General features: G+C 67.5%; 29 protein-coding genes. 18 read left to right on the forward strand and 11 right to left on the reverse strand.

The annotated features are described in order from the left end of the window. Positions 1-86 precede the first annotated feature (86 nt). Positions 87-566, forward strand: a complete 480-nt coding sequence (locus NF4_RS18985) for a hypothetical protein (protein ID WP_232330555.1) — start codon at positions 87-89, stop codon at positions 564-566. A 12-nt stretch (positions 567-578) separates the two neighbouring features. On the opposite strand, the gene NF4_RS18990 is transcribed toward NF4_RS18985, so the two are convergent. Together NF4_RS18990 and NF4_RS18995 are read right to left on the reverse strand one after the other, a co-directional pair. After that, positions 579-2,129, reverse strand: coding sequence for a PIN domain-containing protein (locus tag NF4_RS18990; RefSeq protein WP_063128693.1), 1,551 nt, complete (start codon positions 2,127-2,129; stop codon positions 579-581). A 31-nt stretch (positions 2,130-2,160) separates the two neighbouring features. Then, positions 2,161-2,361: a hypothetical protein gene (locus tag NF4_RS18995; protein WP_063128694.1), complete on the reverse strand. Its 201-nt coding sequence runs from the start codon at positions 2,359-2,361 to the stop codon at positions 2,161-2,163. Positions 2,362-3,047: 686 nt separating this feature from the next. Here NF4_RS18995 and NF4_RS39335 point away from each other — a divergent pair. Then, positions 3,048-3,998: a VOC family protein gene (locus NF4_RS39335; RefSeq protein WP_063128695.1), complete on the forward strand. Its 951-nt coding sequence runs from the start codon at positions 3,048-3,050 to the stop codon at positions 3,996-3,998. A 480-nt stretch (positions 3,999-4,478) separates the two neighbouring features. On the opposite strand, the gene NF4_RS19005 is transcribed toward NF4_RS39335, so the two are convergent. Then, positions 4,479-5,036, reverse strand: a complete 558-nt coding sequence (locus NF4_RS19005; RefSeq protein ID WP_232330556.1) for a hypothetical protein — start codon at positions 5,034-5,036, stop codon at positions 4,479-4,481. A gap of 430 nt (positions 5,037-5,466) precedes the next feature. Here NF4_RS19005 and NF4_RS19010 point away from each other — a divergent pair, with 430 nt between their 5' ends. The 5 genes from NF4_RS19010 (at position 5,467) to NF4_RS19025 (ending at position 9,144) form a co-directional block, all read left to right on the forward strand. Further along, on the forward strand, positions 5,467-5,691 hold the full coding sequence (locus NF4_RS19010) for a hypothetical protein (RefSeq protein ID WP_063128697.1): 225 nt from the start codon (positions 5,467-5,469) through the stop codon (positions 5,689-5,691). A gap of 104 nt (positions 5,692-5,795) precedes the next feature. Further along, positions 5,796-6,140, forward strand: coding sequence for a hypothetical protein (locus tag NF4_RS19015; protein ID WP_063128698.1), 345 nt, complete (start codon positions 5,796-5,798; stop codon positions 6,138-6,140). A 25-nt stretch (positions 6,141-6,165) separates the two neighbouring features. Next, the gene (locus tag NF4_RS39805; protein ID WP_269749642.1) at positions 6,166-6,294 is read left to right on the forward strand and encodes a hypothetical protein; all 129 of its coding nucleotides are present in this window, start codon (positions 6,166-6,168) and stop codon (positions 6,292-6,294) included. 645 nt (positions 6,295-6,939) lie between these two features. After that, positions 6,940-7,944 (forward strand): hypothetical protein, encoded by a 1,005-nt coding sequence (locus tag NF4_RS19020; protein ID WP_157120447.1) that lies wholly within the window; start codon positions 6,940-6,942, stop codon positions 7,942-7,944. A 231-nt stretch (positions 7,945-8,175) separates the two neighbouring features. Continuing rightward, positions 8,176-9,144, forward strand: coding sequence for a hypothetical protein (locus NF4_RS19025; protein ID WP_063128700.1), 969 nt, complete (start codon positions 8,176-8,178; stop codon positions 9,142-9,144). A gap of 65 nt (positions 9,145-9,209) precedes the next feature. Here the strand turns inward: NF4_RS19025 and NF4_RS19030 are convergent, their stop codons facing one another. Then, on the reverse strand, positions 9,210-10,865 hold the full coding sequence (locus NF4_RS19030) for a serine/threonine-protein kinase (protein WP_063128701.1): 1,656 nt from the start codon (positions 10,863-10,865) through the stop codon (positions 9,210-9,212). Positions 10,866-11,471: 606 nt separating this feature from the next. Between NF4_RS19030 and NF4_RS19035 the strand changes: the two genes are divergently transcribed. Together NF4_RS19035 and NF4_RS19040 are read left to right on the forward strand one after the other, a co-directional pair. Then, complete coding sequence (locus NF4_RS19035; protein WP_157120448.1) at positions 11,472-12,089, forward strand: hypothetical protein; 618 nt, start codon at positions 11,472-11,474, stop codon at positions 12,087-12,089. Between the two features lie 29 nt (positions 12,090-12,118). After that, on the forward strand, positions 12,119-12,535 hold the full coding sequence (locus tag NF4_RS19040) for a hypothetical protein (protein WP_157120449.1): 417 nt from the start codon (positions 12,119-12,121) through the stop codon (positions 12,533-12,535). Between the two features lie 48 nt (positions 12,536-12,583). Here NF4_RS19040 and NF4_RS19045 read toward each other — a convergent pair whose 3' ends face one another. Both NF4_RS19045 and NF4_RS19050 read right to left on the reverse strand, forming a co-directional pair. Then, positions 12,584-13,129 carry a hypothetical protein gene (locus NF4_RS19045; RefSeq protein WP_063128704.1) on the reverse strand — a complete coding sequence of 182 codons (546 nt, stop codon included), beginning with the start codon at positions 13,127-13,129 and terminating at the stop codon, positions 12,584-12,586. Positions 13,130-13,413: 284 nt separating this feature from the next. Continuing rightward, the gene (locus NF4_RS19050; protein WP_063128705.1) at positions 13,414-13,869 is read right to left on the reverse strand and encodes a deaminase; all 456 of its coding nucleotides are present in this window, start codon (positions 13,867-13,869) and stop codon (positions 13,414-13,416) included. A gap of 16 nt (positions 13,870-13,885) precedes the next feature. Here NF4_RS19050 and NF4_RS19055 point away from each other — a divergent pair, with 16 nt between their 5' ends. Next, positions 13,886-14,497 carry a sensor histidine kinase gene (locus tag NF4_RS19055; protein ID WP_198165384.1) on the forward strand — a complete coding sequence of 204 codons (612 nt, stop codon included), beginning with the start codon at positions 13,886-13,888 and terminating at the stop codon, positions 14,495-14,497. Between the two features lie 11 nt (positions 14,498-14,508). Further along, the gene (locus NF4_RS19060; RefSeq protein WP_063128934.1) at positions 14,509-15,168 is read left to right on the forward strand and encodes a response regulator; all 660 of its coding nucleotides are present in this window, start codon (positions 14,509-14,511) and stop codon (positions 15,166-15,168) included. 47 nt (positions 15,169-15,215) lie between these two features. On the opposite strand, the gene NF4_RS19065 is transcribed toward NF4_RS19060, so the two are convergent. Then, on the reverse strand, positions 15,216-15,827 hold the full coding sequence (locus NF4_RS19065) for a TetR/AcrR family transcriptional regulator (RefSeq protein ID WP_063128707.1): 612 nt from the start codon (positions 15,825-15,827) through the stop codon (positions 15,216-15,218). A gap of 97 nt (positions 15,828-15,924) precedes the next feature. Here NF4_RS19065 and NF4_RS19070 point away from each other — a divergent pair, with 97 nt between their 5' ends. Genes NF4_RS19070 through fadD11 form a run of 7 tightly spaced genes read left to right on the forward strand, consistent with a single transcriptional unit; the run spans position 15,925 to position 23,469 of the window. After that, positions 15,925-16,806, forward strand: coding sequence for a metal-dependent hydrolase (locus NF4_RS19070; protein ID WP_063128708.1), 882 nt, complete (start codon positions 15,925-15,927; stop codon positions 16,804-16,806). Further along, positions 16,803-17,831: a PDR/VanB family oxidoreductase gene (locus NF4_RS19075; protein ID WP_063128709.1), complete on the forward strand. Its 1,029-nt coding sequence runs from the start codon at positions 16,803-16,805 to the stop codon at positions 17,829-17,831. The genes NF4_RS19070 and NF4_RS19075 overlap by 4 nt, the downstream gene beginning before the upstream one ends. 20 nt (positions 17,832-17,851) lie before the next feature. Next, the gene (locus NF4_RS19080) at positions 17,852-18,355 is read left to right on the forward strand and encodes an SRPBCC family protein (protein ID WP_063128710.1); all 504 of its coding nucleotides are present in this window, start codon (positions 17,852-17,854) and stop codon (positions 18,353-18,355) included. Beyond that, entirely contained in the window at positions 18,355-19,821 is a 1,467-nt protein-coding gene (locus NF4_RS19085; protein ID WP_063128711.1) for a flavin-containing monooxygenase, read from the forward strand. Before NF4_RS19080 ends, NF4_RS19085 begins: the two co-directional genes overlap by 1 nt. Next, a complete protein-coding gene (locus NF4_RS19090; protein ID WP_084533252.1) occupies positions 19,818-20,696 on the forward strand; it encodes a short-chain dehydrogenase/reductase in 879 nt (292 codons plus the stop codon). The genes NF4_RS19085 and NF4_RS19090 overlap by 4 nt, the downstream gene beginning before the upstream one ends. Continuing rightward, positions 20,693-21,625: an alpha/beta hydrolase gene (locus tag NF4_RS19095; protein ID WP_063128712.1), complete on the forward strand. Its 933-nt coding sequence runs from the start codon at positions 20,693-20,695 to the stop codon at positions 21,623-21,625. Before NF4_RS19090 ends, NF4_RS19095 begins: the two co-directional genes overlap by 4 nt. Before the next feature lie 17 nt (positions 21,626-21,642). Beyond that, a complete protein-coding gene (fadD11, locus tag NF4_RS19100; protein WP_063128713.1) occupies positions 21,643-23,469 on the forward strand; it encodes a fatty acid--CoA ligase FadD11 in 1,827 nt (608 codons plus the stop codon). Between the two features lie 19 nt (positions 23,470-23,488). Here fadD11 and NF4_RS19105 read toward each other — a convergent pair whose 3' ends face one another. From NF4_RS19105 to NF4_RS19120, 4 genes are read right to left on the reverse strand one after another with little or no spacing between them, the layout of a single operon-like run. After that, positions 23,489-23,860 carry a hypothetical protein gene (locus NF4_RS19105; RefSeq protein ID WP_063128714.1) on the reverse strand — a complete coding sequence of 124 codons (372 nt, stop codon included), beginning with the start codon at positions 23,858-23,860 and terminating at the stop codon, positions 23,489-23,491. 26 nt (positions 23,861-23,886) lie between these two features. Further along, a complete protein-coding gene (locus NF4_RS19110) occupies positions 23,887-24,357 on the reverse strand; it encodes a roadblock/LC7 domain-containing protein (RefSeq protein ID WP_232330557.1) in 471 nt (156 codons plus the stop codon). Continuing rightward, a complete protein-coding gene (locus NF4_RS19115; protein WP_063128715.1) occupies positions 24,354-25,148 on the reverse strand; it encodes a hypothetical protein in 795 nt (264 codons plus the stop codon). Before NF4_RS19115 ends, NF4_RS19110 begins: the two co-directional genes overlap by 4 nt. Further along, a complete protein-coding gene (locus NF4_RS19120; protein ID WP_030519775.1) occupies positions 25,138-25,530 on the reverse strand; it encodes a hypothetical protein in 393 nt (130 codons plus the stop codon). Before NF4_RS19120 ends, NF4_RS19115 begins: the two co-directional genes overlap by 11 nt. Positions 25,531-25,590 lie beyond the last annotated feature (60 nt).

Here is a 25,590-nt window from a genome sequence, read left to right on the forward strand (position 1 = left end):
CACCCAATACGCGTCGCCGACCTGTCGAGGCGATCGACCAACGGTCCCGCACCAGTGCTGACTGCGAAAGACGCGTCCGCAGAGCCTTGACCAAACTGGCCAAGACCGGCGCACCGTTCACCATCGACAACGTCTGTGACCTCGCAGGTGTCGGAAGGACATTCATCTACGACAAGCGCCACCCGGACCTCACCCGAGCTGTCCTGACCGCCCGAGACTCATCCCAAGCCACCAGCACCGAACGCGCCGCCCAGGCATTCGACGCCGACACCACCTCTTGGCGCGAACGCGCTCTCAACGCAGAAGCGCTCGTCGCGTCGCTGCGCGCTGCGATCAAGGACCGCGACGCCCGCATAACCGACCTCACAGGACAGCTCTACGATCCCGAAGGCAACCACCTCATCGACGAAAACACAAAGCTCAGAACCCTTCTCGGGACCCTGAACCAGAACCTCATCAAAGCCACCACCGAGAACCGCACCCTCCGCCGATCCCTCGACGGCGCCCGCGCCAACGTCAAACGCGAACGCGAACGCAATGTCACCCAGATCTTCGGCCAGAAATAGCTCTTGGCAGAGCTACTCGTCAGCTTCCGCCTTGCCGGGGGCTTCGTCTTCGTCGCCTCGGTCAGAGGGGTCGGTTTCCTCGCTTGCCTTCCCCCGTTGCGCCCCCCTGGATTGGGCCCTCTGCGCTTGGGCGACGATATCCGCTATTCCGGAGGCCTGGACCTTCCGCGCCTGCTCCAGGGCTTCCGCGACGACGGAGTAATGCGCCTTATTGGCTTCGTCAACGATCTTCGCGATCTCGGGAATGCGAAGCTGCTGCGCAGCGAGATCGGCGATTCCCGCAGGAAGCTGGAACTGCCGCGCGGCGAGCTCCGCGATCCCCGCCGGCGGCGGGAACTGACGGGTGACCAACTCTGCGATATTGGGCATCTGGACCTGCTTGGCCATGGTCTCCGCGACGTTGGGGAACTGATAGTCGGCCAGGAACGACATCGTGTCCGCTTCCACTTGCGCACGGCTGGCCCGTCGGGTCCACCGCGCCCGCATGGGGTCATCAGGCAGTGCCTCGGCGGACGTCACCTCGATATCTCGGATGTCTCCTTCCTTCGAGACGGTGATGTCGCCGAATAGCCGCAGAACCTTGGTTTCCTCGCCCCCGACCAGGGCATCCTGGTCCTCCCGCAGGAGATCGACATCTACTTCCGTGTCGACGGCAAACCGCGCGGTCCATCCAGCTTCGCCGCGGCCAGCGCCCTCGCTGAACTCCCATCCCTCCAGTGGTTCTCGCGCTCCGACGAGATGAGCGGCCCGGGTCGGCAAAGGAAGCGCCGTCTGCTCGGGATCCAAGATGAGCCAGCGGGCCGCCTCCACGAGCCGTTCCGCGAGCACGCTCTTGTCGAGGTGATCGACCAGCTGCGTCAGGTCGGCATCTGATATCGGCGAAAACATGGCTGCGAAGTACTGCTCCAGCCGTCTCGCGCTGAGCACATAGCGCACCCTGCCGGCCAGCCCACGACTCTCCAGCTCAGCGATCAAGGCTCGATGAAACAGGATCGGGCAATCATCGCGTTCACCGGTTCCATCGCCGGTCCAGCTATCCGCCTTCGGGCCGAAGTCGAGGTGATTGTCGCTGATGAACCACACTTCCTCATCGGCGTTGTCCTCCGCGATCGCCATCACGGTCAGCCAGATCAGGGTGTCACGGAGACCGTCTTTGACGACCTTGCCGTCCTTTCCCCGAGGACTATACGGAGGACGCGTTTCAGATGCCCGCCTCGCCAGGACCATCAGATCGGTGGGTGGCGGAGGCACGATAGCTGCGTCGATGGACTCCAGATAGTCACGAAGCCACTGCTCGTATTCTGCTGAGCACTTGTCGATCTCGGCGAGCATCGACTCCTGCATATCGTTGAGGCCGAACTCACCGACCTTCAGCACTGATACTTCTTGACGGCGCTTGCGCCAGCCTCGCCTGACGACATCTATCGTCTCCATCAGGACGACCTCGGGCACTACGAACTGAAGCTCCCAGCGGTCCCGGTTCTGGATCAGGGACCGCCACTCCTCGCTCTTGAGCTTCGGTGAGTCGGCGAGGATGTTGGTGTCGACAACCACTATGGTCACGACACTAAGGTCGCCGCCGCATCGGCAACCGTTACCCGTCGCTGTCGTCTTGCTTCTCGGCTTGAACGCGGCGCCATTCTCCAACCTGTCGTCGCAGATCCTCGGCGTTCTCCCGAGTAATCTGCGGCCGCACCAGCTCGTCGGGCACCGGCTCATCGGTGAAGACCAGGCGGTCGATGGACGCCTCGGTCTCGGCGATCTCCTTGAGCGCGTCCTCCGATGGATCGGGCATAGCAAAATTCTCTCACCAGATCCCGACGGAATCGCCCAGGTCCGTGCTCTGCGTTATGTCGCGAACAAGTTCACGACTGTTCTACCTGCGCAAGAGCGACAAGATTGGAGGTTCTGTCCACTAAGGACGGCCGGGGCGACGGCACCCACCGTGCCCACTTCGCCCGCATCTTCGGCCTTCCGCTGCTGGCAGTGGTCCGCACCAGCAACCTGCCCCGACCACTCAGGGCAATCGACCGCCCCCACTTCGAGGGCGCACCGTTCGGACAGTGGGCCTCGCTCTGGCGCGGCCTACAGAAGCGCGGCCTGCTCGAAGTCTCCGAGCACCCAGGGCCCGGCATGGCCTCGTGGACACCGACAGGGATGTGCGCGGAGTGGATGCTGATGAGCCCCGAGAAGGCCGCCGCGCTGAACCGGGCCTACGACCGGGTATACCCGCGAGCCCTGCACCACGCCACCGGCCTGACCGAGGCCCAGTTGTTCGACCCCGAGCAATGGGCCCGCGCGCTCATCGGATCCCGACCGGCACGGTCACGGCGGCGAGGGCCTGGGCGGTGGTCGCTACTTGCGGAGCTGGTTCACGCAGCGGTCACGCGAGGACCACGCGGTCGACGGCCCCGCACGGTGAGATCGATCGAACGGCGTGGATCCTCATGAGCCCGAGGAGTCCGTCCTGGAGGGGGCCTGATGACCTGCCCACCGACCGACCCGCGTATCGGCGCCGAGCTGCCGCAGCTCCCGCACATCCTGTCGGGGATCGTCGCGGCGATCGGGCTGACGGATGCGGCCCTGCACATCGAGCTGCGCCTGCACATGCGCCGCTGGCACATCCTCGACATCGGTGTACGCCCCGGCTCCGGCCTGGTCGCCCACGCCGCGGCGGCCCATACCGGGGTCGACCCGCGCATGGTGCACCTGGCCGCCAGCATCGGCCGGCCCCTGCACCCGGCTGCGGTCACCGCCGCGCGCGGCCGCCACGCCGCGACCTGCATCGCCTGCTGCTACGTCGCCCCGCAGCGGCGCACTGACATCACGCTGCTGCGCCACAGCGAACTCGCCGACCAGCTCTACGGATCCGACGACGTTCTCGGCTGGCACCTCAACGCCGCCGAAACCGACGACAGGTTGTACCGGCCCGACGCCGGTATCTCGGTCGGGATCGGCGCGCCCGACAGGCCCACCGCGCTGGCCCGGCTACGGTCGCTCGTCGAGCCGTTCGACTTCACCACCCAGACCCGCGACGACACGAAGTTGTTGTCGCCCAATGAAAGGACACCTGTGCTCACCCTGCACCACCTCGCCCTCACCACCGCCGATCAGGCAAAAGCCGCCCCGTTCTACGATGCCGTGTTCGGGATACTGGGGTACTCGCGCGGCTACACCTCCGACCGGCTGTGCACCTGGGGCGGGCCGGGCCCGGAACTGCTGCTCTACATCGTCGAGGGCGACGACGCCGCCCCGCACACCCACGGCCGTCCCGGCTGGCAGCACGGCGCTTTCTCCGTCGACGACCGCGCCACCGTTGACGCCGTGCACACCGCGGTCCTCGACGGCGGCTGGACCGTCGTGCACGGGGGTCGAGGAGCATCCGCGCGAAATGTTCCGGTAGCACCCCACTACGCCGTGTTTCAAAAGTGAGTGAGGCCGGCAGTGCCTGCCTGACCCGTGTCGTAGCCACTGGTTGATGGCGCCGACGCGGACAGTGGCCAGGTAACGGACCGCGAGTTTGTCGAATGGTGTTGCCACGGACCGGTTCTCCTTGAGTTGGGCGATCCCGCACTCCACGGCATGGCGCAGCTTGTAGTCCTCGGCGGCGAACGCGTGCGGACGACCACCGGCGGAACCCTTCTTCTTTCGGTGGGCGGCTTGGTCCTTCTTTATGGGGATCGTCGCCTTGATCCCGCGTCGGCGCAGGTGGTCACGGTTAGCCGCCGACGAATACGCCTACTTACCGGGTAACGGTTGGTCGAGCAGCGGCTGATGCCTGCTTGCCCCTCGGTCCACGGAGGCCTCGAGACAGGCCGCCCACTGACGCTGCGATGCTGATCGTTCAGTGGTTCGGCCGGGGCGACCTGCGGTGTGAACGTCCGAGCCGGACGGAGGTACACCGGGATCGAGTCAGCTTCCGCTGGGCATCGGTTCGAAGTCCCAGCTCGCGCATCCGTACGTGATGTCGTCGGCGGCACCGGCTCCACTGTCATTGAGGACGCCGTACTCGGTCACGAACGCGCGAGGGTTCGCATCGGCGATCTGCCTGAGCGTAGCGGTGGAACCCTGTCCGCCGGCAAGCCCACCGATCGGATTCGTCGACCACCACTGCCCTTCCGTGAGAGCTGTCGTTGCCCAGTCATTCTCGCCGACGTTGCCGTTCGCAGGTGGCCACCAGACCAAAGTGGTGAATCCGCTGGATTCGCCGGGCCGGTCGGCACCGCGCAACCGGAGCTGGAAACTCGTAAATCGGCCCCGATGCCGGAAAGACAGGCTCGCCGGGGAGGCAGCCAGGTCGCGCAACGCCGTATTGATGCCGGGATGGAAGTAGGTGATCCGCCCGCCCGGAGGGGCGGTCATGTCGAGCCAGCCCGCGCCCGACGCCCCGCCGCCTTCCGCGAAGCGCGGTGCGTCGCCGCCGAGGGGGAACCAACCCCAGGTGAAAAGAGGCGTGACATTTGTGTGCACACACGGGAATCCCGGGGGAATGAACGAGGGTGTGGAACTGCCTCCACTCTGCGCGACCCCTGGCCCGCTGAAAATGACGAGGGCCGCCACCGCAGTCGCCGCCGCGGCCGTTGATCTGTAACCCCAACTCTTCATCGATGTCTTCCGTTCTCCGAGTGCGCTGGCGAGCCACTGTTTGCGGCAAGCCCGGACCAGTCGCGGACAGTCGATAGTGGGTAGAGCAGACGTGATGGTACAACCTGCGCCTGCGAGTCATCGACATGCAAAGTGGCCACGGCGTTGCGACCGACGTGACCCGCACGGCAGCGCGTAAAAGCTTCAATGCGCGTCTGGGAACTCTGGGGCCGACCGGTTTTCGTCGCGCTCGAGATTTGGGGTGAACTCCTGGTACCGAAGTGAGTGCTGAAGTCACCGAGTACCAGGAGTTCGTGTGCCATCCTCGCTCATCACCTTGTGTTCGTCCTGCCCGGCCGCCGATCATGACGGTTACGGCGGTGCCGAGGTCGAGGGGGTCAGGGTCGCCGGGGAGCAGGCCGGTGATGCGGACCCGGTCACCTACGCGGAGTGTGGTCGGGGTGTGGTCGTCATGCGCTGGGCTTTCGTCCAGTGGTCGCTGTCGGTCATGTGGGCAGTTGTGTGCGCAGGACTCCGGTAGCGCGATCGGCGCATACACGGGCAGCGTGCCCGGCGTACTTTTCACGCATACCGTTCACTGCGACAGCGGCGTGGGCGGCGAGATCGCCCAAAGACACTACGTGGATGTCGAGGGTGGCGATGACCGCACCGGGGCGGGTGCCGGACAACCTGGACCGTGGTGAACAGGGCCCGGCGGTCGCCCTCGGCGGGTCCGTAGACGACGAAATGATCGCCGGTGACCACGTTCTTCACTTCATGGATCGGGGCGAGTTCGGTCATCCGGCCGTGGACGCCGGGCTGGTGGGTGCATTCATGATCGAGCCCCCCTATAGGCCCTCCGAGAGGCCGGGAACCGGGCCGAACTGGGGCGCTACCGCACATAGTTTCGGGGGTCGACCGTGGGGCTCGGGCAGTTGCGTCAGCGTGGAGGCAGAATTGCCGCACATAGTGCGCCCCTATCTGCGGTAACTCCTTAGCGTGACTTTTCTCGTAGATGTTCCCGGACCCCCTGCACGAGCCGCGCGAATACCCCGACTACGCGCCGGGCTACTACGCGACCTTCCTCGAGGACCCCGACGGCATCCGCTGGGAAGTCGCCCACATCCCCAACCCCACACACTGACCTGCCGAACTGGGCACGCCCGGCCACGGCTGAACTGAAAGGCATTCGCGAACTTCATCATCTCGGTACGCCGTGAACTTCGGCTCGACCCCGTTCCGGCGCATGGTGGGGCAACTCGGCAGGAAGCGAGTGCTGAAATCCCGCTTCCGTCAAAGGTTGGATCTCGGACAGCTACCAAGACGGGAAATGCCTGAATACCCAGCGAAACCTCGGGCCGGCTCGACGCCGGGCCGCGCGATACAGCGCAGAACGTAGGGCGGCGACGCTGACCAATATCTTGGCGCCGATATGTTCGGTCAGCATGCAGCCGCGAGCGAACCGGCCCGCCTGGACCAGGCGCGTCTGCGCGTGGACTCCCTGCGTCGCCGCCGCGGGCCGCGGCCCTGGGGCGGGTGGGAAGCCATTCCGTAGTCCGGTGCGGCCAGGTGAATGGTGGAGCGCTCGAAGTGCGCAGTTCCACGTTCAGACCCGGCAGGGGCATCTGGCGGGTCGGTAGACCGCGGCGGTGCCGAGCCCGAAGAGATTCGCGAGGAACCGGCTTCGCGCTCGACAGCACTACCAACCCACCCAGATTGCCACCATCTTTCACCGGTGTAATCGGTCATCCTGAGACCACGCAGGAATGCATCAAGGAAGGGGACACTCGTGGGTCACGACGAAGTCGAGCAAAGCGCCGAGGCTCGATACCGTGAGGAGCTGGCCGGATATACAGCCCGGTTGGAATGGGCCGAGCGCCGGCTACCGCTGGTAGCTGCCAAGATCCGGGCCGGTGGGCCGCCGCGGCCGAGTCTGGCCGGGGCGCCGATCATCGCCGAACTGCCGCTGGGGGATAGCCCTGCGCATGTGGTGGCGCTGCTGTGTCTCGCCGCGTCCCAGGATCTCGCCATGGTCATCACCAGGCCCGGTGGTGACGGCGACTATGCCCGCCGTGTTCTCGACATGATCGGCTGCCGGGATACCACTGTGGTCACCGGCTACGATCGAGACCACGACGGGGGCCAGGCGTCCAGGGATTCGCTACTTGACGGGATCGGGGAGACGGTCGCCACGTTCTGCGCGTCCGCGCCGGCGTGGCGGCCGATCCGATGGATCGGGACCGGGTCACCGGTCGTCCTCGACCGGTGTCTGCGATCGGCACCGGATCTGGGCGAACGGTTAGCCGTTACCCAGGTCGACACGCAGTTCCCGCAGTATCGCCGCCAGGCTGAACGCGTCATCGCCAGCACAGACCTGCAGATCGTGTTGTCGGAGACGGTGGCCGCCCACACCGTGGTCCCCGCCGACCTGGCGGCTGCCTGCACGGGGGACTGCGCCACGATCCTGGAAGAACACGCTCGTTGTGGACCGAGCTCCGCCGCGCCGGTGATCGCCGCCGCCGCAGGGCTGCGCATGCCCGTGGTGACCTTCAACCGCCGCCGGACAGCGATCGGTGAAGCGGGGCAGGTGCTGCTCGCCCCGACCGCGACTTCTCGTGCCATCACCCGCGAGAATGAACCAGCGGGCACCGGTCCCACGCCGGCCGACCGGCGACAAGTCACCAAGCGCATCGATCCGTACTTCGCGACCTGGCTGACGAAGCAGCTCAACCGACATGCCTTGCTCAACAACCACGACCGCACCCCACACGAACCCATGTCGTTCGACGAGTGATCACCCCGAGCACCAACATCATCACCTCGCGGTTGGCGCTCCGGGCTCGACCCTCGCGATCACCGCCGGTGCTGTCCGCGGACTGTCAGCGTCGGTTATTTCGAGACGATCGGCGCACCAGTGGCACTGGAGTTCATCGACCAACGCAGAGGCACGTACAGCAACCTTGACCGACACCGGTTAGCCTGAACCGGGTCTCGATCGTGGGCCAGCCGGAAGCCAGGGGGAAATATGCTCAGACGTCTCGTCGCATCGTGTCTGCTTCTCGGATGCCTGACCGCATGCGGCACCGGAACCGGCGACGACCGAAACATCGATGACTTCTGGCTCGCCGAATCGGCCACCGACGCCGACCGGCTGGAGTTGCTGCGACGAGCCCGCCAGATCGACCCGTGCGCGCTGCTTCCGCGGGACAAGCTCGCCGATTACGGCACGGTGCTGCGCGTATTCAACAACGCACCCAGTTCGTGCACCGCCACCCTCAACTCCGACGAGCTGAGTGAACGCACCCAGTTCCGCGTCTCCTTCCTCGTGCGGGACCCCGGTGTCCCCTCTCATGAGCCCGGCGTGCCGACCCGGATGGTCGACGGGGTGGAGGTGACGACTGTCCGCGAACTGGACCAGCTCGGCGAAGACTACGAAGACCAGCTACTCGAGCGAAGCTGCGCTGTCACCGCCGGATTCGGATCACAGCTGTTGCTCCAGATCCAGAATTCGAATCCCGTCGGCACCGAGCCCTGCCCGGCCGGTGAACAGATGATGGCTGCCGCGCTCGAGGCGTGGAAGGACGAGCCGCCTCTGGGCTCCTCGCCCGACACCGCGCGCACGGTGATCGACGGGGTCGATCCTTGTGCCCCGGCCGCTGCCCTCGGAGTGGCGGTGCCGGCGGACCGGCAGTCGATGTGGTCGTGCGAATTCGACTACCGCGGCGATCAGATTTCGCTGGACTATGGGTACCTCGCGGAGAAGCAGACCGCCGGGCCACCGACATTCACGGTAGGCGCACACGAGGCCTACCGCGTCGACGAGCCCGGCGACGACTTCGTGCACTACTGGGGACGAATCGGCCCACCGATCGAGAACGCCGACAAGGTGAGCTACATGGGTCCTGCCTTGCCCACGATCACAGTGATGGGCAAGGACCCCGCGACGGTTGAAGATGTCGTCCGTCGGGCATTTTCGCTAACTCCGGCGCCGTAGGGGTGCCGGGTTGGACGTCGGCATGACGACTGCCGGCGTCGCGATCGTCAGTTAGCTCGGTGAGTTCAGTGGCTGAGGGGAGCTTGGGCCCACCAGTCTCGGAGGATGTCGTCGGCGGTATGGCCCGGCCATTTGACTGTGATGAGGTAGCGTCCGCGGACCGGGTCGGCCGGGAAAGAAAAATAGGCGGCGGCGAAGACCGAAGCCGCCGAGTTCGGCGGTGGCACAGTCACCTGCGCTGGCGTGCCCAGCCTGGAGTGGGGCGCCGACTTCGTCTCGGCCGAGTGCACGATGTCCGGGCCCTGAACGGGTTCCGAATAGACGAACTCGTAGGAATCCAGTCGCTCCTCAACAGCGCTGAGAGTCGAATGATCCTCGATGGTGAAGCTGATACCCGAGTTGTCGAAATGGTTGCATTTGATCTCGTACCCCCGGGCGTTCTTGCCGGTGTAACAGGACGCCTGCTTCCATCCCCGCAGCATGTCTCGCTCGGGAACAAGGCCGGGAAAGTCATCCCTGATGTACTGATGAGCGCCCCAAGCCGGCGTGCTGGGGCTCTCCCCGCCCTCCGAGCCGGACAGGGACAGGGCTGCCATGCCGACGCCGACCAGCACCACGACGAGCCCTGCAACCACTACTGGAACAACCGGGAATCTGCGTCGCGGGCCCGGGCCGTGGTGCCCGATCGGGTCGTCCTGAGCCGGGTACGGTGCCGTCGGGGCATGAGGTATCGGGTCGGGCAGGGAAAGGGTCGGCGCCCAGCCCGGGCGAGGATGGGCGGGGCTCAACTGGTGTGTCGGTTCGGCGGTCTGACCGGTTCCGATCGGTGAGGAATTGTGCACGGTCGGTGCCATGCGGGCGATATTGACCGTGTCGGCGACGGGCTGGCTTTCGAGCGCGTCGTGGGCCGCGGTGATGAACGCGATGCAGGTGGGGAATCGGTCGTCACGGTGTTTGGCCATCGCCCGTTCCAGCACTGTGTCGAGCGCTGCGGGGAGGTCCGGGCGGAGGGTGGTGAGCCGGGGAACGGGCTTGGAGATGTGGCCCATCACGACCTGTCCCGGATTTGTCGCCGCATACGGCGGTCGCCCTGCCAGTAGTGCAAAGAGTGTGCAGGCCAGGGAGTATTGGTCGGAGCGGGGATCGACCACCTCGCCGGACAGTTGCTCGGGCGAGGCGTAGGCCAGGGTGGCGGTGAAAGTGCCGGTGGCGGTGATCTTGGTGTCGGTGGAGTCGATGAGCCCGGCGATGCCGAAATCGGTGAGGACCGCGTGCGAGTCGCGAAAGCCGTCCCCGTGGGCGATCACGATATTGGCCGGCTTGACGTCACGGTGCAGGATGCCGCGGCTGTGCGCGTAATCCAGCGCCAACGCAGTCTCGCTGAGCAGACGCGTCACGGTCGCGGGTGGCTGCCTGGCAGCATCCCAGGACGCGGCATCGGTGCCGCGAATGTATTGCATCGCGATCCACAGATGACCATCGTTCGCGCCACGGTCCAGGACACCGACGATCCCCGGGTGCTCGAGTTGCGCGACGACGTCGGCCTCTCGTTCGAATCGGCGGACGAGTTCGGGGTCGGTGGTTACTTCCCGGTTCAGCAACTTCAACGCGACGGTGCGGGGTAAGCGGGGATGTCGGGCGAGGTATACCGTGCCCATTCCGCCCTGGCCCAGTACTCCTTCGATCCGGTATCCGGCGAAGGTCGTGCCCGCCCCCAGCATTGCTGCTCCTTCTGTCACTATCCGAACGGAGTGACGGTACCGCACTGCTTCAGCCGCGCCGGCCGCCACTGGATCGCATGACCACCGATTACACCGGTCGATGCCCCGGTCTCGCCACCGGACGGTGTGGCCTCCCGTCAACCATTCACCAGCGGCCCGGCGTTTGTGAATTGGTCCAACGAGCGGAGGCATGATTAATCTGGCCCAGGCGGCCGCGGCAGGGTGCCGGCCCGGGAATCACCAGGGGGGAAAGTGCTCCGACGTCTCGTCGTTGTCTGTCTGCTGTTGGGATGCCTCACCGCGTGCGAGGCCGGGGCATCGCTGATCAAAGGCCAGAACTCTCCGATCGACGACTACTGGCTCACCGAACCCGCCGCCGACGCCGACCGGCTGGCACTGCTACGACGGGTGCGGAACATCGATCCCTGTGCCGTGGTACCGCACGAGGTTCTGTCTGAACTCGGGACGGTTCTGAGCATCCACAATCCCGGCGCCACCGGATGCAACGCCACCGTGGGCACTGCGGGATCCGGCGCACAGAGCACGTATCGAATCGCTGCTCTCGTCGGCGGGGACTCCGATCCCGTCTATGGCCCCAATGCCACCGTGGCCGAAGTCGACGGCATCACACTCATGACCCAGCGCGATGTGGACGTCACTGGCGGTCAGGAACAACATTTCACGGTCCGTCGCTGCTGGATGCACGCCGTTCTGCCCTCGAAGCTGATTTTCAGCTTGCACACCACCACGCCCGCCGGTACCGATCCCTGTGCCCGCGGCAAGGATCTCCTGTGGGCGACGATGTCGGAGTGGAACCGTGAACCGGCGCAGGGCAGCTCACCTGATACCGAACTGACGGTGGTGACCGGCGCCGACCCCTGCGCGGTCCTGCCGTTGCTCGGGGTCACCACACCCGCCGGCGACCAGTACCTCTGGGCCTGCGAGTTCGTGTATCGCGACGTCACGATAAACCTCAGCTACAGGCACCAGGCCAAAGGCGCGAGACCGGAACAGCAAATCGACAGCATAGGAACGCATCCCGTTTTTCACGACCGTGTCGGCGACGAAGTGGTCTACTTCGCCGAACTCGGCCCTCCGATGGCGAATTCCGACCCCAGCAGTGTGCTGGGCCCGGTCAGCCCAACACTCGCCGTTTCCGGCACCGATCCTGCGGTAGTCGACGAAGTCCTGCGCCGCACCCTTTCCCTGTTTCCCGAGCAGTAGCCAACCACGGCCACCCCGAGATGTTCGTGGTGGCACCGATACTGCCGAAGAGCGCCGCCCTATACCCACCTGAACCCGATGTGGCCGCTGTTCCCTATCTGGCGGCACACTGGGGTACGGACGTCGGGTATACGCTCACGCTGCTGAGGCTCGACGACGACCTGGTACTGCGCGATCTCGTCCAGGCAGTCGAAGACCCCCAACTGTTGGCCGCTATCGACGCCGAATTCGAGGCCGGGCTGGACTGGCTGGAAGAGCTCTGCCGCGAACCCGGCCACACACCCACCGTCGACGATGTCATCGAGGTGATCCAGAGCATCATCGACGCGCTTCCCGCCGATCTGGACCTGGACACCGTGGCCGCCTCGGCAGTCGATGCCTACCTCGAGCACGCGGCGCGAATCGTGTGCGGCATTGTCGTCGATGCGGCGCCTGTTGAGCCGTGAGCCCGGCGCCAGCACGGGATTTACCCGGGCCCGGTGGACGCGAGTGCATCAGCGTGGCCAGCGGTAGTGCCGCCACAGATGCCCATCCTCGGCTCCTGTCCCGACATACTGGATCCCCGGGACCTTCAGAATCGCCTTCACGCTGCGGGCGTTGTCGGCGCGGATGCTCGTGTGAAAGCTCTCGACGGCCGCGGCCTCGGGATGCCTTGTTACTGCGGTCTTGGTCGCCACCGATATGCCCTGGCCCCACCGGGCAGGATCGACGAGCGTCGATATCGACATCACCGGGCTCGGGACCTCTACCTGCGGTGTGGCCGGACGGAAATCCTCGGGCTCGGCCCATGCAGCAATGACATCGGCACCGAGGTACGCCACCGGCTCATCAGCCCGGTAGGCGATCCAGTTGTGGACCGACAGGAGGCGGCGACCACCCGCCGTGGTCGGGCCTGGGCAGCGGAAAACCATCGCGGCCACCATTGCCCGCGACGCATGCGCTGGCACCGCCGGGTGCTCACCCCACCCGAAAACCACCCGATGGACCTCGGAATCACAGGCGTCCCACGGGCGCAGCTCCAGCGCCGACGCAACGTCCATGGGCCCTGGTATCCCCGGCGAACAAATGCCGGGAGGCAATCGGTGCGCGAACACCGACGGAGCCGGCCGCGCGGGTCGCGCAGAGGGTGCGCGACGCCCATGCCAATGAGGGGCATATCGTGCGGCCGGGCGCCGCGCACCGACACGGACGCCCTCGGCGCGCTGCATCGCTGGACACAACACCCGTTCCTGGCCCCGGTACTCAGCTACCGCAACGCCTCACCCATCACCGTGTCGGAAGTATCGAGCGGAGCAAGTCGGCAGGCCACAGTGCCACGTGGCAGCTAGGACAGGTCCAGATGCTGGTTCATGGCCATGGCGGCCTCAGCGAGTTCCGGCAGCTCGACGACCTTGACCCCTTGCTGTTGTAGTTTTTCGACGCCGACACAGTCCTCGACGAAGGTGGAGGGCTCGCGCCAGGCGATGACGACCTCAGGGATGCGCGCGGCCAGGATTCGATCGGTGCACGGCAGCCGGGACTTGGTCGCGCGTTCCGAGCACGGCTCCAGGGTGCTGTAGATCGTGGCGCGGGACAGCCGGGGATCGGCGGGGTCGAGTTTGTCGAGGGCGGCTTCCTCGGCGTGGATCTTGGGGTCTGTTTCGCGGGAGTAGCCGGTGGCGATCTCTTCACCGTCGGCGACGATCACCGCTCCGACCGAGAACGCGCCCTCGACGACGGGGCACAGGCCGGCGAGCGTGATCGCGCGGTTCATCCAGTGGTGGTGGTCGAGCTCGGTCACCGGTTCTCCTTCGATGGTGTGTAGCGCAGTAGCGCGACGTCACATCTCCTCGACGGTGCTGCGGGTCGGCGTGGCCCGGCACGCGCTGACCTCCGCGCCGCCGGACGTCCTGGAAGTTCTCGACGATATCCATCGCAGCGGCAAGGAAACTCTCCACGATCTGCGCACTCTGGTGACAGTGCTGCGGGATCCGGGCGCCGGCGCGGTGTCGTTCGTCGATCCGGCCGGACTCCCGGTCGCCATCACCGCGGTCGTGGAGCGGACGCGGCTCGTGGTGCCGCGAATCGATCTGGAGTTGGACCCTGATATCTCGGCGGTGGACGCGTTGACGGGGCTCACTCTGTTGCGCCTGGCGCAGGAAGGTACCGCCAATGTGGTGAAGCACGCCGGTCCGGAGACCACTGCCCGGCTCTCGATCACCGCCGGACCGGGTCCGGTGGAATTCCGGCTGTCCGACAGCGGCCCGGCGGCGGGCACGGCGCCATCCGTCACATCCGGGCCGGGTGTGGGCCTGATCGGGCTACGCGAGCGGGTCGGACTGCTCGGCGGTACCCTCGTCGCGGCGCCGGCGGGATCGGGCTGGCTGCTCGCCGCAAGCCTCCCGGGCGAGCCGGACGGTGCCGCGTGACCATCAGGGTGATGCTCGTGGACGATCAGCACCTCGTGCGGGCCGGACTGCGCATGCTGTGCGAGACCGCGGCCGACCTCGAGGTGGTCGCCGAGGCGCCGGGTGGTGCGGAGGCGGTGCGCCTGGCCGAACGGACCGCACCGGATGTGATCCTGATGGATCTGCGGATGCCGGGGATGGACGGTATCCGCGCCACCACCGCGATCCTGGCCGCCCGGCCCGGGGCCCGGGTCCTCGCACTCACCACGTTCGACGACGACGATCACCTGTATCCCGCACTGGCAGCCGGTATGTGCGGTTTCCTGGTCAAGGACGCGTCGCCCGGCGACCTGCTCGACGGTATCCGGCGTGCCGCGGCCGGGGACCGGCCGTTCTCACCGGAGGTGCTGCGCCGGTTGGTGGACACCGCCGTCGCCGCCCGCGCGCAACCGTCGCGGTCCGCCGCACCGGAGGTGACGCTGACCGGACGGGAGGCCGAAGTGCTGCGATTGGTGGCCGACGGACTGTCGAATACCGAGATCGCCCAGCGCCTGCACATCGGCGTCACCACGGTGAAAACTCATATCGCCAACTTGCTGTCCAAGACCGGCGCCGACAATCGGGTCAAACTCGCGGTGTACGGGCTCGGCCCGGCGGTGCACAGGTCCGATGACCGTGGCCTGTCGCCGTGATCGGCGTACCCGCCTCCTGTGCGAAGTCCCCGACAGCGGGCGGATATTCAGCCGACGATCAACGGCGCGATATAGGTCCGCGCGAATTCCGCGAGCTGGTCCTCGGTTTCGAGGTTCAGCGCGCTGACGGGTTGCAGGATCAGCGAGTGGACCACCCGGCTCGCGATCTCGACCCGGGTCGTGAGATCGGGGATCTCGGGGAGCCCCCGCCGGCGTATCGCCTCGGCGAGGAGAGTGGTGGCCACACCGACGGCCATGGTGAAGAAGGGCCCACCCTCGGTGGTCACCTGGGGCAGTAACCGGCCGGGTTCGAGCGCCAACACCCGCTTGATCATGCCGTGGGTTCGCCAGCGCGTGATCACCGTGACGAACACGTCGGCGACGATGGCCTCCGGACCGGCGTGTCGCGCGGGAATGTCCTCGAGTTCGGCGAGCAGGGTGCCCACCTCGCGCGCGCTCACCGCGCGGACGAGATCGTCGCGCGAACCGATCCGCCGATAGATGGTGCCGCGGTCGACCGCCGCCTGCCGGGCGATATCGCCGATGGTCGTCTTCTTCACCCCGAACGTCTCGAACTGCACGAGCGCGGCATCGAGGATGCGGGTTTCGATGCCGTCGGCGGAGGACCGGTCTTGCGAGGTAGGGGTGGGGGCGGACACGGGACCACGCTAGCAGCGATCAGCATTTCTGCAACAATCAGAAAGAATTTGTTGCGACAACATTGCAAGGCAATCTGTTGCATTGTACGGTCGACGTATGGCTGACGACAGTGCCACCACGAGCACCTACCGGGAAGAAGCCCACGCGATCCACGCCCGCGATGTGAGCTTCGACTTCTCGACGGTTCCCATGCACTACATCCCCGGAGAAGTGCTGGCGACCCACGTGACCAATGTGATGCACCTGGTACTGCCGGAAGGCGAGCGGGCGATGGCCGCGTGCCTGGCCGAAGCGCTCCCCGCGATCGACGACGAACGCCTGCGCGAAGAGGTGACGGGGTTCATCGGCCAGGAGTCGATGCACGCGAGCAGCCACGAGGGCGCCCGCAAACACCTGCAGTCCATCGGGCTCGACGTCGACTCCTACGTCGAGAAGATCGCCTGGCTGGTCGACCGGGTACTGGGCGAGCACGGACTGAGCGGCCGCGCCAAGGAGGAATGGCTCAAGGAACGCCTGGGGCTGTTCGCGGGAATGGAACACTTCACCGCGGTGATCGGCGAGTGGCTGCTCGAATCGGAGATGCTCGAGGAACTCGGCATGCATCCGACGATGCTCGATCTGGTGCGATGGCACGGCGCGGAAGAGGTCGAGCACCGCAGCGTGGTCTTCGACGCCTATATGCACGTCGACGGCGGGTACGCCCGGCGCGTACGCACGGGTCTGCTCGCCAGCGGGCTGCTGCTGCCGCTGTTCGTGATCTCCACCGCCTACCTGTACCGCAAGGATCCGAGCCCGGCCAAGGGCCGGTTCTGGGGTCAGCAGTTCGTCAGCGCCACGATGCGCGGTGTGATCCCCAGCTTCACCACGTTCTTCACCGAGATGCCGCGCTACCTGCGGCCGAGCTTCCATCCCTCCCAGCTCGGCTCCATGGACAACGCCCTGCGCTATCTGGCGCACTCCCCCGCCGCGCGCTCATGACCACCACGCACCCCGCGCCCCCGAGCCTGCGGATGCTCGCCCTGGCGGTGGATGTGTACAAGAAGGTGTTCACCAATCCCGCGCTCTCGCCCCCGAACCCGGTGCGCCGCAGCGGCTTCGACCTCGACGTCGTCGTGGGCGCGGTACGGGAGGAGGCCCGCGACGTGGTCTCGCTGACCCTGCTCCGGGCAGACGGCGAGCAGCTGCCGGCGTGGCGGCCCGGCTCCCATATCGACGTCTTCCTGCCGTCGGGGCGGCAACGCCAGTACTCGCTGTGCGGCGACCCCGCCGACCGCCACCGCTACCGGATCGCGGTCCGCCGGATACCGGACGGCGGCGGGGGCTCGCTCGAGGTCCACGACCTGCGCCCCGGTGACGCATTGCGGATCCGCGGCCCGCGCAACGCGTTCACCTTCGTCGATTCCGCGCCGTCCTACCTCTTCGTCGCCGCCGGCATCGGCATCACCCCCATCCTGCCGATGGCGCATGCGGCCGGGGATCGCGGGCGACTGATCTATCTCGGCCGCTCCCGGGAAACCATGCCGTTTCTCGGCGAACTGCCGGCCGGCAGCGATATCCGTCCCGACGACGAGGCCGGTGCACCCGATATCCCGGCGCTCCTGGCGACCACCCGGCCCGGCGCCGCGGTGTACGTCTGCGGACCGCCACCGGTCCTCGAGGCCGCCCAGCGTTCCCTGTTCGCACTGAACCCGGCCGGATCGCTGCATACCGAACGGTTCTCGGCGCCACCGGTGCGCGACGGCCACGAATTCGACCTCACCCTCGCCAGATCCGGGCGCCAGGTCCGGGTCGGCGCCACCGAGACGACACTCGACGCCATCCGCCGAGTCGAGCCCGATGTCGTCTACTCCTGCCGCCAGGGTTTCTGCGGCACCTGCAAGATCGGCGTCGCGGCCGGTTCGGTCGACCACCGCGACCGTCTGCTGAGCGACAGCGAACGCGCCGGCCACATGCTCACCTGTGTCTCCCGGTCGGCCGGCGGACCGCTGGTACTCGATCTCTGATCCGAAAGGCCCTCAGCCCTATGAGCGCTCGATTCGCCCTGTCCCCCTCCGACGACGCCTTCCTGGACACCGCCGCCCACCGCTACACCCATATCGTCGATATCCCGGCCCCACCGCCGCAGGTGTGGGACACGCTGATCGCCGACGACGCGCTGGTGTCGTGGTCGGCAGTCGTCACGGCGGCGAAGTGGACCTCACCGCGGCCTTTCGGTGTCGGCACCACCCGGGATGTCACCCTCGGTGGCCTGATCCGGCTGGCGGAACGTTTCTACCGGTGGGACGAGGGTTCCCGGATGACCTTCACCGTGGACGCCGCCTCGGTGCCCGGGCTGCACCGGTTCGCCGAGGACATCACCCTGCTCCCGCTGGCCACGGGGACCCGGATCATCTGGACCTTCGCCCTCGAGGGCAGCGCGGTACTGCGTCCGCTGCTGGCCGCGGCGAGCCCGGTGAACCGTTTCGTCACCAAGACCATCGCCGCCGGCACCGGCCGCCGGGTCCGCACCGAGACGGTGGGGGCATGATGAACGACCGCGCACCGGAACACCACAGCATCGTCGTACTCGGCGCCGGATTCGGCGGAATCGGGCTGGCGATCAAATTACGCGAGGCCGGTTTCGACGACCTGGTGCTGCTCGAACGCGCCGACGATCTCGGCGGCACCTGGCAGGCCAACACCTATCCCGGCTGCGCCTGCGATGTCCCGTCCCAGCTCTACAGCTACTCGTTCGCGCCCAACCCGGATTGGTCCCGCACCTACGGCCAACAGCGCGAGATCCTGGAGTACCTACGCCGGGTCGCCACCGACCACGATGTGGTGCGCCATATCCGGCTGGGCACCGAACTGACCGAGGCCCGCTGGGACGAGGCGGCCCACCTGTGGCGGATCCAGACCTCGCGCGGTCCGCTCACGGCCGACTTCTTCATCTCCGCCGCCGGTGTCTTCGCCGAGGCCAAATACCCCGAACTCCCCGGTATCGACACCTTCGAGGGCACCGCGTTCCATTCGCTGCACTGGGACCACGACCACGACCTCACCGATGAGCGGGTGGCGGTGATCGGGACCGGCGCCTCCGCGGTCCAGTTCGTTCCCGAGATCGCGCCACGGGTGGCCGCGCTGACGGTGTTCCAGCGGTCCGCGCCGTGGATCGTGCCGCGGATGGACCGCCCGACACTGGGTGTCGAGCGCTCCCTGCTGCGCCGTCTCCCGCTCGCGCAGAAGGCGATCCGCGGTACCTGGTACACCCTGATCGAAGGGTTCGGCCTGGTCGGGTTCGTCGACAATCGCTTCCGTCACCCGTACGAGATGCTCGGCCGGCTCCAATTGCTGCGCCAGATCCGCGATCCGGAGCTGCGCCGCAAGGCCACCCCCGATTACATCATCGGCTGTAAACGCGCGATCTTCTCCGACGCCTACCTGCCGGCGCTGGACCGGGAGAACGTCGAGGTGGTCACCGACGGTATCGCCGAGGTGCGCCCGCACTCCGTCCTCACCCGCGCCGGTGTGGAGATCCCGGTCGACACCATCATCTACGGCACCGGGTTCACTTCCATTCCGACCGCTTTCGAGCGGATCGTCGGCCGCGACGATATCTCGATCGCCGACCTGTACCACAGGCGGCCGCAGACCTATCTGGGTGCGGCGATGGCCGGTTTCCCGAACTTCTTCTGCACGCTCGGCCCCTTCGGCGCCGCCGGCAACCAATCCGCCATCTTCATGCTCGAATCGCAGATCGCCTACATCGTCGACGCGCTACAGACCCTGCGCGCCCGCGGCGCCCGCCGGGTGGAGGTGCGGCAGGAGACCCAGGATGCGTTCGTCGAGGAGATGGCCCGGCGCAGCGCGGACACGGTCTGGCTGACCGGCGGCTGCCAGAGCTACTACACCACTCCCGACGGCGGCAATGCGGGTCTCTACCCGAACTGGAGTTTCGAATACCGGCGGCGCACCAAGCAGTTCGACGCCGAATCCTACGAGGTGACCCGATGAGACCCACGCTCCCCGACCCGCTGGGCTGGCTCTCGCCTTCCGCGACCTTCGACGTGAAGGGTAAGACGGTGCTGGTCACCGGCGCGGGCCAGGGCATCGGACGCGAACTCGTCACCCTCCTGCACCGGCGCGGCGCGGTGGTGGTCGTGGTCGATATCGACGAGGCGGCCGCCCGGCGCACGGCGCGCGACCTGGGTTCGCGCGCGGTCGGTCTGGCCGGGGATGTCGCCGACCGCGGCCGGATGGAAGAGGTGATCGCCGAGGTCGCCGAGCAGTTCGGTGGTCTCGATGTGGTGGTCGCCAATGCCGGGGTCACCCCAATACCCGCGACCATCCGGAGCATGGATCCGGCCGATTTCGACCGGGTCATGAGCATCAACCTCACCGGGGTGTTCAACACCGTGCATCCGGCGCTCGACCATATCGTGCGGTCCCGGGGCCACGTGGTCGTCGTCTCCTCCTGCGCCGCTTTCGCACCGGGTATGGGCGGCTCACCCTATATGGTCAGCAAGGCCGCGGTGGAGCAGCTGGGACGGGCACTGCGGGTGGAGCTCGGCGCCTCCGGCGCCACCGCCGGGATCGCCTACTTCGGGGTCGTGGAGACCGCGATGACCCATGACATGCTCGACGCCGACGATCTGGGCCGCCGCATCAACGATCTGCTGCCGTGGCCGCTCAACGTACGCATCACCGCCGCAGAGGCCGCCCGGACCATCGCCGACGGGATCGCGCGCCGCGCCGCGCGGACCATCGCCCCCAGTGGCTGGCAGCCCTACGCCCTGCTGCGCGGGGCGATCAATACCGTGCTGGACCGGCGGCTCGCCGCCGATTCGACAGTGCACGAACTGGTCCGCGCGATCGAGCGGCGCCGATGAGCGAACCGGCGCGCGGATCACTGCGGGCCCGGTACGTCCGGCGACTGTCCGCGCTCACCGCGCGCCGTCTGGCGCAGTTCACGCCGGTCAACACCTACACCTTGCCCGCTTCCCGGGCCCTGATCGACCAGGCCCTGCGCGCGGCCGCACCCACGCTGCGCGGCACAACGGCCGATCGGGTGCGTCACGGCACGATCACGGGTGAATGGGTTCGTGGACCGCGGGCGACCCGGACCGATGCCGTGATCCTCTACCTCCACGGCGGCGGATTCGTCGCCGGATCCGCCGCCGGGTACCGCGGGGTGGCCGCGCGGCTGTCCACCGCGACGCGGTTGCCGGTGTTCACGCTCGACTACCGGCTCGCACCAGAACATCCGTATCCGGCGGCGCCCCAGGATGTCGCCGCCGCCTTCGCGTGGCTGATGTCACGAGGGCACCGCCCCGGCCGGATCGTGATCGCGGGCGATTCGGCGGGCGGCTTCCTCGCCGCCGATTTCGCCATCTCCCACGCGCGCGACGGGTCCGCCCCGCCCGCGGGCCTCGTTCTCTTCTCGCCGATGACGGATCTGAGTCTCGCGCTCGCCGCCGGATTCCCGGGGGCGGCGGACGAGGGACTGCTGTCGCCGGGGCTGTCGCGACGTGCGGTCGCGCATTTCACCCCGGCTCCCTACGATCTGCGCCCCGTGCGCGGAATGCCGCTGCCCCCGGCCCTGATCCACACCAGCGATACCGAATTCTTCGGCGGCGACGGCGTCACCCTCGCCGAACGCTGGACCGGCGCCGGCGCCGGCTGCGAATTGCGGGTGTGGCGCGACCAGATGCACGCCTTCCAGGTGCTGCCCGCCCTCGTGCCCGAATCACGCCTCGCCTACCGGGAGGCGGCCCGCTTCGTCTCCTCGGTCCTCGACACCACCGCCGCCGCGGTCTGATCCGGAAAGGCCCAGCTGTGAGCACAGCTCGCTTCCCCACCCTCCCTGCCGCGTTCCAGCACATCGCCACTGTGGACCCCGCCGCGGTCGCGCTGCGGACCCCGGGTGACGCGCAGACCCTGACCTGGTCCGAGTACGCCACCCAGGTCCGCGAGTTCGCCGCAGGCCTCGACGGGCTCGGTGTGCGCCGAGGCGACACCGTCGCCCTGATGATGGGCAACCGGATCGAGTTCTACCCGCTCGAGGTGGCCGCACAGCATCTCGGCGCGACGTCCTTCTCGGTCTACAACACCCTGCCCACCGATCAGCTGAACCATGTGCTCGATAATGCCGGGGCACGGGTGGTGATCTGCGAACCGCAGTACGTCACGCGGTTACGGTCCTGCGGGGTGGAACTCGACCACATCATCTGTCTGGACGAGGCCCCCTCGGGAACTCTTTCGGTATCCGGCGTGATCGCCGCGGCACGTGCCGATTTCGACTTCGACGCTGCCTGGCGTGGGGTGCGCGGCGACGATGTGGCCACGCTCATCTACACCTCCGGCACCACCGGCAGCCCCAAAGGTGTGGAGACGACCCACGCCAACCTGCTGTTCCAGGTCTACGGGATCGCCGAGGTGCTCGGGATCGAATTCGGCGACACCATCACCTCGTTCATGCCCAGCGCCCATATCGCCGACCGGCTGACCGCCCTGTACGTGCAGGAGGTACTCGGCATCCAGGTCACCTGTGTCGCCGACCCCAAGCTCATCGCGCCGGCGCTGGCGGATCTGCGCCCGACCCTGTGGGGCGCGGTTCCCCGGGTCTGGGAGAAACTCCGTGCCGCCATCGAGTACAAGGCCGCCGCGGAACCCGATGCCGAGCGGCGGGCGGCGCTGCGGTGGGCGCTGTCGGTCGCCACCGCCCGGGGCGAGCACACACTGGCCGGTACTCCGCTGCCCGACGCCCTCGCCGCCGAGTGGCGGCGCGCCGACGAACTGGTGCTGCGCGGTCTGCGCGCGGCGCTGGGGTTCGACCGGATGCGCTGGGCGCTCTCGGGCGCCGCGCCCATACCTCCCGCGACCCTGGGGTTCTTCGCCGGACTCGGTGTCCCGATCACCGAGATCTGGGGTATGTCGGAACTGTCGTGCATCTGCAGCGTCAGCCCGCCGGCCGAGGTGCGACTGGGCACCGTCGGGAAGTTGCTGCCGGGAATGGAGTACCGCACCGCGCCCGACGGGGAGTTTCTCGTCCGGGGTCCGCTGGTGATGAAAAGTTACCGGGGACAGCCGGACAAGACCGGCGAGGCGATCGACGCCGAGGGCTGGCTGCACACCGGCGATATCGTGACGGTCGACGAGGACGGATACCTCAGGGTCGTCGACCGCAAGAAAGAGATCATCATCAATGCCTCCGGCAAGAACATGTCGCCGACGCATATCGAGAACACCATCAAGGCGGCGACCCCGCTCATCGGTGCCATGTCGGTGATCGGGGACGGCCGCCCGTACAACACCGCGCTCATCGTGCTCGACGCCGAAACCGCCGGCCCGTACGCGAAACAGCACGGGCTGGCCGACGATTCGGCCGCCGCCCTGGCCGCCGACCCGTCGGTCATCGAAGCGATCCGGGCCGGCGTGGCCGCCGGCAACGCGCACCTGTCCCGGGTGGAACAGGTGAAACGCTTCCTCGTACTGCCGGTCTTCTGGGAGGCGGGCGGCGACGAGGTCACGCTCACCATGAAACTCAAGCGCAAGGTCGTCGCGGAGAAGTACGCGGCGCGGATCGCCGATCTCTACCGGGAGCCGCCGGCCGGCGATATCCGCGAACCCGCCGACGGACCGCAGTCCGCCTCGACGACCTGACGCCGGCGCCCGGCCCGGCTCAGACCTCGAGCTCCTCCTCGATCCCGCGCAGCCGGTGCCGGGCCAGCGCGAGGTTGGCCCGGCCGCGGTCGAGGGCCAGATACAGGAACAGACCCCTCGACTTACGGCCGGTCATGGGCCGGATGAGGTGGTACTGGCTGCTGAGCGAGATGAGGATGTCCTCGATATCCTCCTGCAGGCCCAGCTGTTCGATCGTGCGCAGCTTCGCACGCACCACCTCGGTGTTGCCGGCCGCGGCCACGTTCAGGTCCAGCGCCTTCGAGCTCCCGAGCATGCCCAGCGCCATACCGCTGTTGTAGTCCACGACGGCCGCGCCGAGGGCGCCGTCGATCGACATCATGTCCTTGAGTGCCAAATCCATATCGGACACAGGTCGTTCCTCTCGATAATTTTCGTTTACTGCGTTCTTCCGTTACCGCCGGCGTCCTTCGCCACGGCGGAGAGATGTTCGGCGATCCGGCGTGCCACCGGCCGGGACTCCAGGTGCAACCGGCCGATGTTCACCTCGGGGGCGGCGAGCACGGTCAACGACGCCCAGCCGGCCGCGTAGATCACCACGTGCCCCCCGGTGCCGTCCACCACGACCTCCTGGAACCCACCGCCCTGCGCCGTCTGGGCGAGCCGATCCGACAGCGACAGCTGAGCCGCCGCCAGCGCGGCCATCCCGGTCGGTTCGATATGCGCGGGCAGATCATGGGTCACCAGCAGGCCGTCGCTGGACGCCACGAGCGCCCCGGTCAGCCGGGGGACGCGTTCGCGCAGCGCCCGGAGTTCCGCCGTCACCGCGGCGTGGGGATCGGAAACGGTCATCGGCACCTTGGTAAGCCTTCCCATCAGTTCACCGAGCAGATTTTTGCGCGCCGTCACGCGAGGTCCTCCAGAGCCGCTCGAAGCCGGGTGAGCAGTTCGTGATCCACCGGTTCCCACTCGTCGCCGTCGGGAACCGGGGTGGCGTTTCGGACCCGGCGCCGCAGCGGCGGCTCCGCTGCGGCGGCCGGATCGGCGGCAGGCGGGCCGGCGTCGGAAGCCGGTGCGCCCACCGGGGGTTCGATCAACCCGGCCACGGTCAGATCCCGTACCGCCTCCAGACAGCCGTAGGCGGTGCGGCCCAGGTCCCGGGCGATTCCGGTGACACTGCGGCGGTTGTCGGCGGCGGCCAGTACCTCGGCCTGGCTGCCGGTGAGCAGTACCCGGCGCCGCCGGATCCGGCGCACCGGGACCACCGCGGCACGGTCGACCAGTTGCGCCGGCCACGGCCCCGAGTCCGGGTCACCGCGGCGCGCACATTCGCGGACCAGCGCCCGCGGCCGGATGGTGCAGACGGCCGACAGCCAGTGCGCCGGGGCCGGCCGGAACTCCGGCACCACCGGCGTGGGCAGCAGAAAGTAGGCCGCGTCGAAAACGGCGAGCAGCGCCAGGGTTTCCAGCAGCGGCCGGCCCAGCAGCGGGCCCGGATCGCCGGTACCCGCCCGCTCCCAGTCCTCGGCACTGGCCACCCCGGCCTCGACCACCAACCGGTCCAGCCCGGTGGTGCGCGAGCAGGTGGCGGAGGCGATGGCGCCGTCGGCGAGATGGAACTCCCCGTCGCCTACGCGCAGGACACCGGTCCGGCCTTCGTCTTCCAATCGCTGCAACTCGTCCGCGAGCTCAACGCGCATGACCGTCCTCGGCCAGTTCGGCGAGAATGCCGCGTAGCCGGAACCGGGCCATCGCCAGATTGCCGGACTCCTCGTCGAACAGGACATGGACGAAGAGGCGGCCGCCGAAATCCCCGTCCACCAGATTGAGCAGGTGGTATCCCCCGGTCCCGCAGACGATGATCTCGTCGACGTCGTCCCCGGTCGGGCCCGTGGTCAGCGCCGGACAGTCGAGCACCGCGCGCACCACATCGGTGGTGGTCGCCGCGTCCTCGTGCTGATCGACCACATCGTGCCGGCCGGCCGCGGCCACCGCCAGCCCACTCGCCCCGTCCACCAATGTCACACTGCGCGCACCGGGGATGTCCATGATCCGTTCCAGACATCCATCGATTCCGCTCATGCGCCCCTGCCCGTTCATGCGTGTTTCAGATCTCTGGAGACACTACACATACCAGGCGTT

This window comes from Nocardia fusca NBRC 14340 (assembly GCF_001618425.1).
Classification (GTDB): Bacteria; Actinomycetota; Actinomycetes; order Mycobacteriales; family Mycobacteriaceae; genus Nocardia; species Nocardia fusca.

What these genes read in the sequence shown, in the direction of transcription:
- NF4_RS18995 (WP_063128694.1), bottom strand. Translation starts at nt 2,361, where the DNA reads ATGCCCGATCCATCGGAGGACGCGCTCAAGGAGATCGCCGAGACCGAG.
- NF4_RS39335 (WP_063128695.1), top strand. Translation starts at nt 3,048, where the DNA reads ATGACCTGCCCACCGACCGACCCGCGTATCGGCGCCGAGCTGCCGCAG.
- NF4_RS19015 (WP_063128698.1), top strand. Translation starts at nt 5,796, where the DNA reads ATGTCGAGGGTGGCGATGACCGCACCGGGGCGGGTGCCGGACAACCTG.
- NF4_RS39805 (WP_269749642.1), top strand. Translation starts at nt 6,166, where the DNA reads ATGTTCCCGGACCCCCTGCACGAGCCGCGCGAATACCCCGACTACGCG.
- NF4_RS19025 (WP_063128700.1), top strand. Translation starts at nt 8,176, where the DNA reads ATGCTCAGACGTCTCGTCGCATCGTGTCTGCTTCTCGGATGCCTGACC.
- NF4_RS19030 (WP_063128701.1), bottom strand. Translation starts at nt 10,865, where the DNA reads ATGCTGGGGGCGGGCACGACCTTCGCCGGATACCGGATCGAAGGAGTA.
- NF4_RS19045 (WP_063128704.1), bottom strand. Translation starts at nt 13,129, where the DNA reads ATGGACGTTGCGTCGGCGCTGGAGCTGCGCCCGTGGGACGCCTGTGAT.
- NF4_RS19060 (WP_063128934.1), top strand. Translation starts at nt 14,509, where the DNA reads ATGCTCGTGGACGATCAGCACCTCGTGCGGGCCGGACTGCGCATGCTG.
- NF4_RS19070 (WP_063128708.1), top strand. Translation starts at nt 15,925, where the DNA reads ATGGCTGACGACAGTGCCACCACGAGCACCTACCGGGAAGAAGCCCAC.
- NF4_RS19075 (WP_063128709.1), top strand. Translation starts at nt 16,803, where the DNA reads ATGACCACCACGCACCCCGCGCCCCCGAGCCTGCGGATGCTCGCCCTG.
- NF4_RS19080 (WP_063128710.1), top strand. Translation starts at nt 17,852, where the DNA reads ATGAGCGCTCGATTCGCCCTGTCCCCCTCCGACGACGCCTTCCTGGAC.
- NF4_RS19085 (WP_063128711.1), top strand. Translation starts at nt 18,355, where the DNA reads ATGAACGACCGCGCACCGGAACACCACAGCATCGTCGTACTCGGCGCC.
- NF4_RS19090 (WP_084533252.1), top strand. Translation starts at nt 19,818, where the DNA reads ATGAGACCCACGCTCCCCGACCCGCTGGGCTGGCTCTCGCCTTCCGCG.
- NF4_RS19095 (WP_063128712.1), top strand. Translation starts at nt 20,693, where the DNA reads ATGAGCGAACCGGCGCGCGGATCACTGCGGGCCCGGTACGTCCGGCGA.
- NF4_RS19115 (WP_063128715.1), bottom strand. Translation starts at nt 25,148, where the DNA reads ATGCGCGTTGAGCTCGCGGACGAGTTGCAGCGATTGGAAGACGAAGGC.
- NF4_RS19120 (WP_030519775.1), bottom strand. Translation starts at nt 25,530, where the DNA reads ATGAGCGGAATCGATGGATGTCTGGAACGGATCATGGACATCCCCGGT.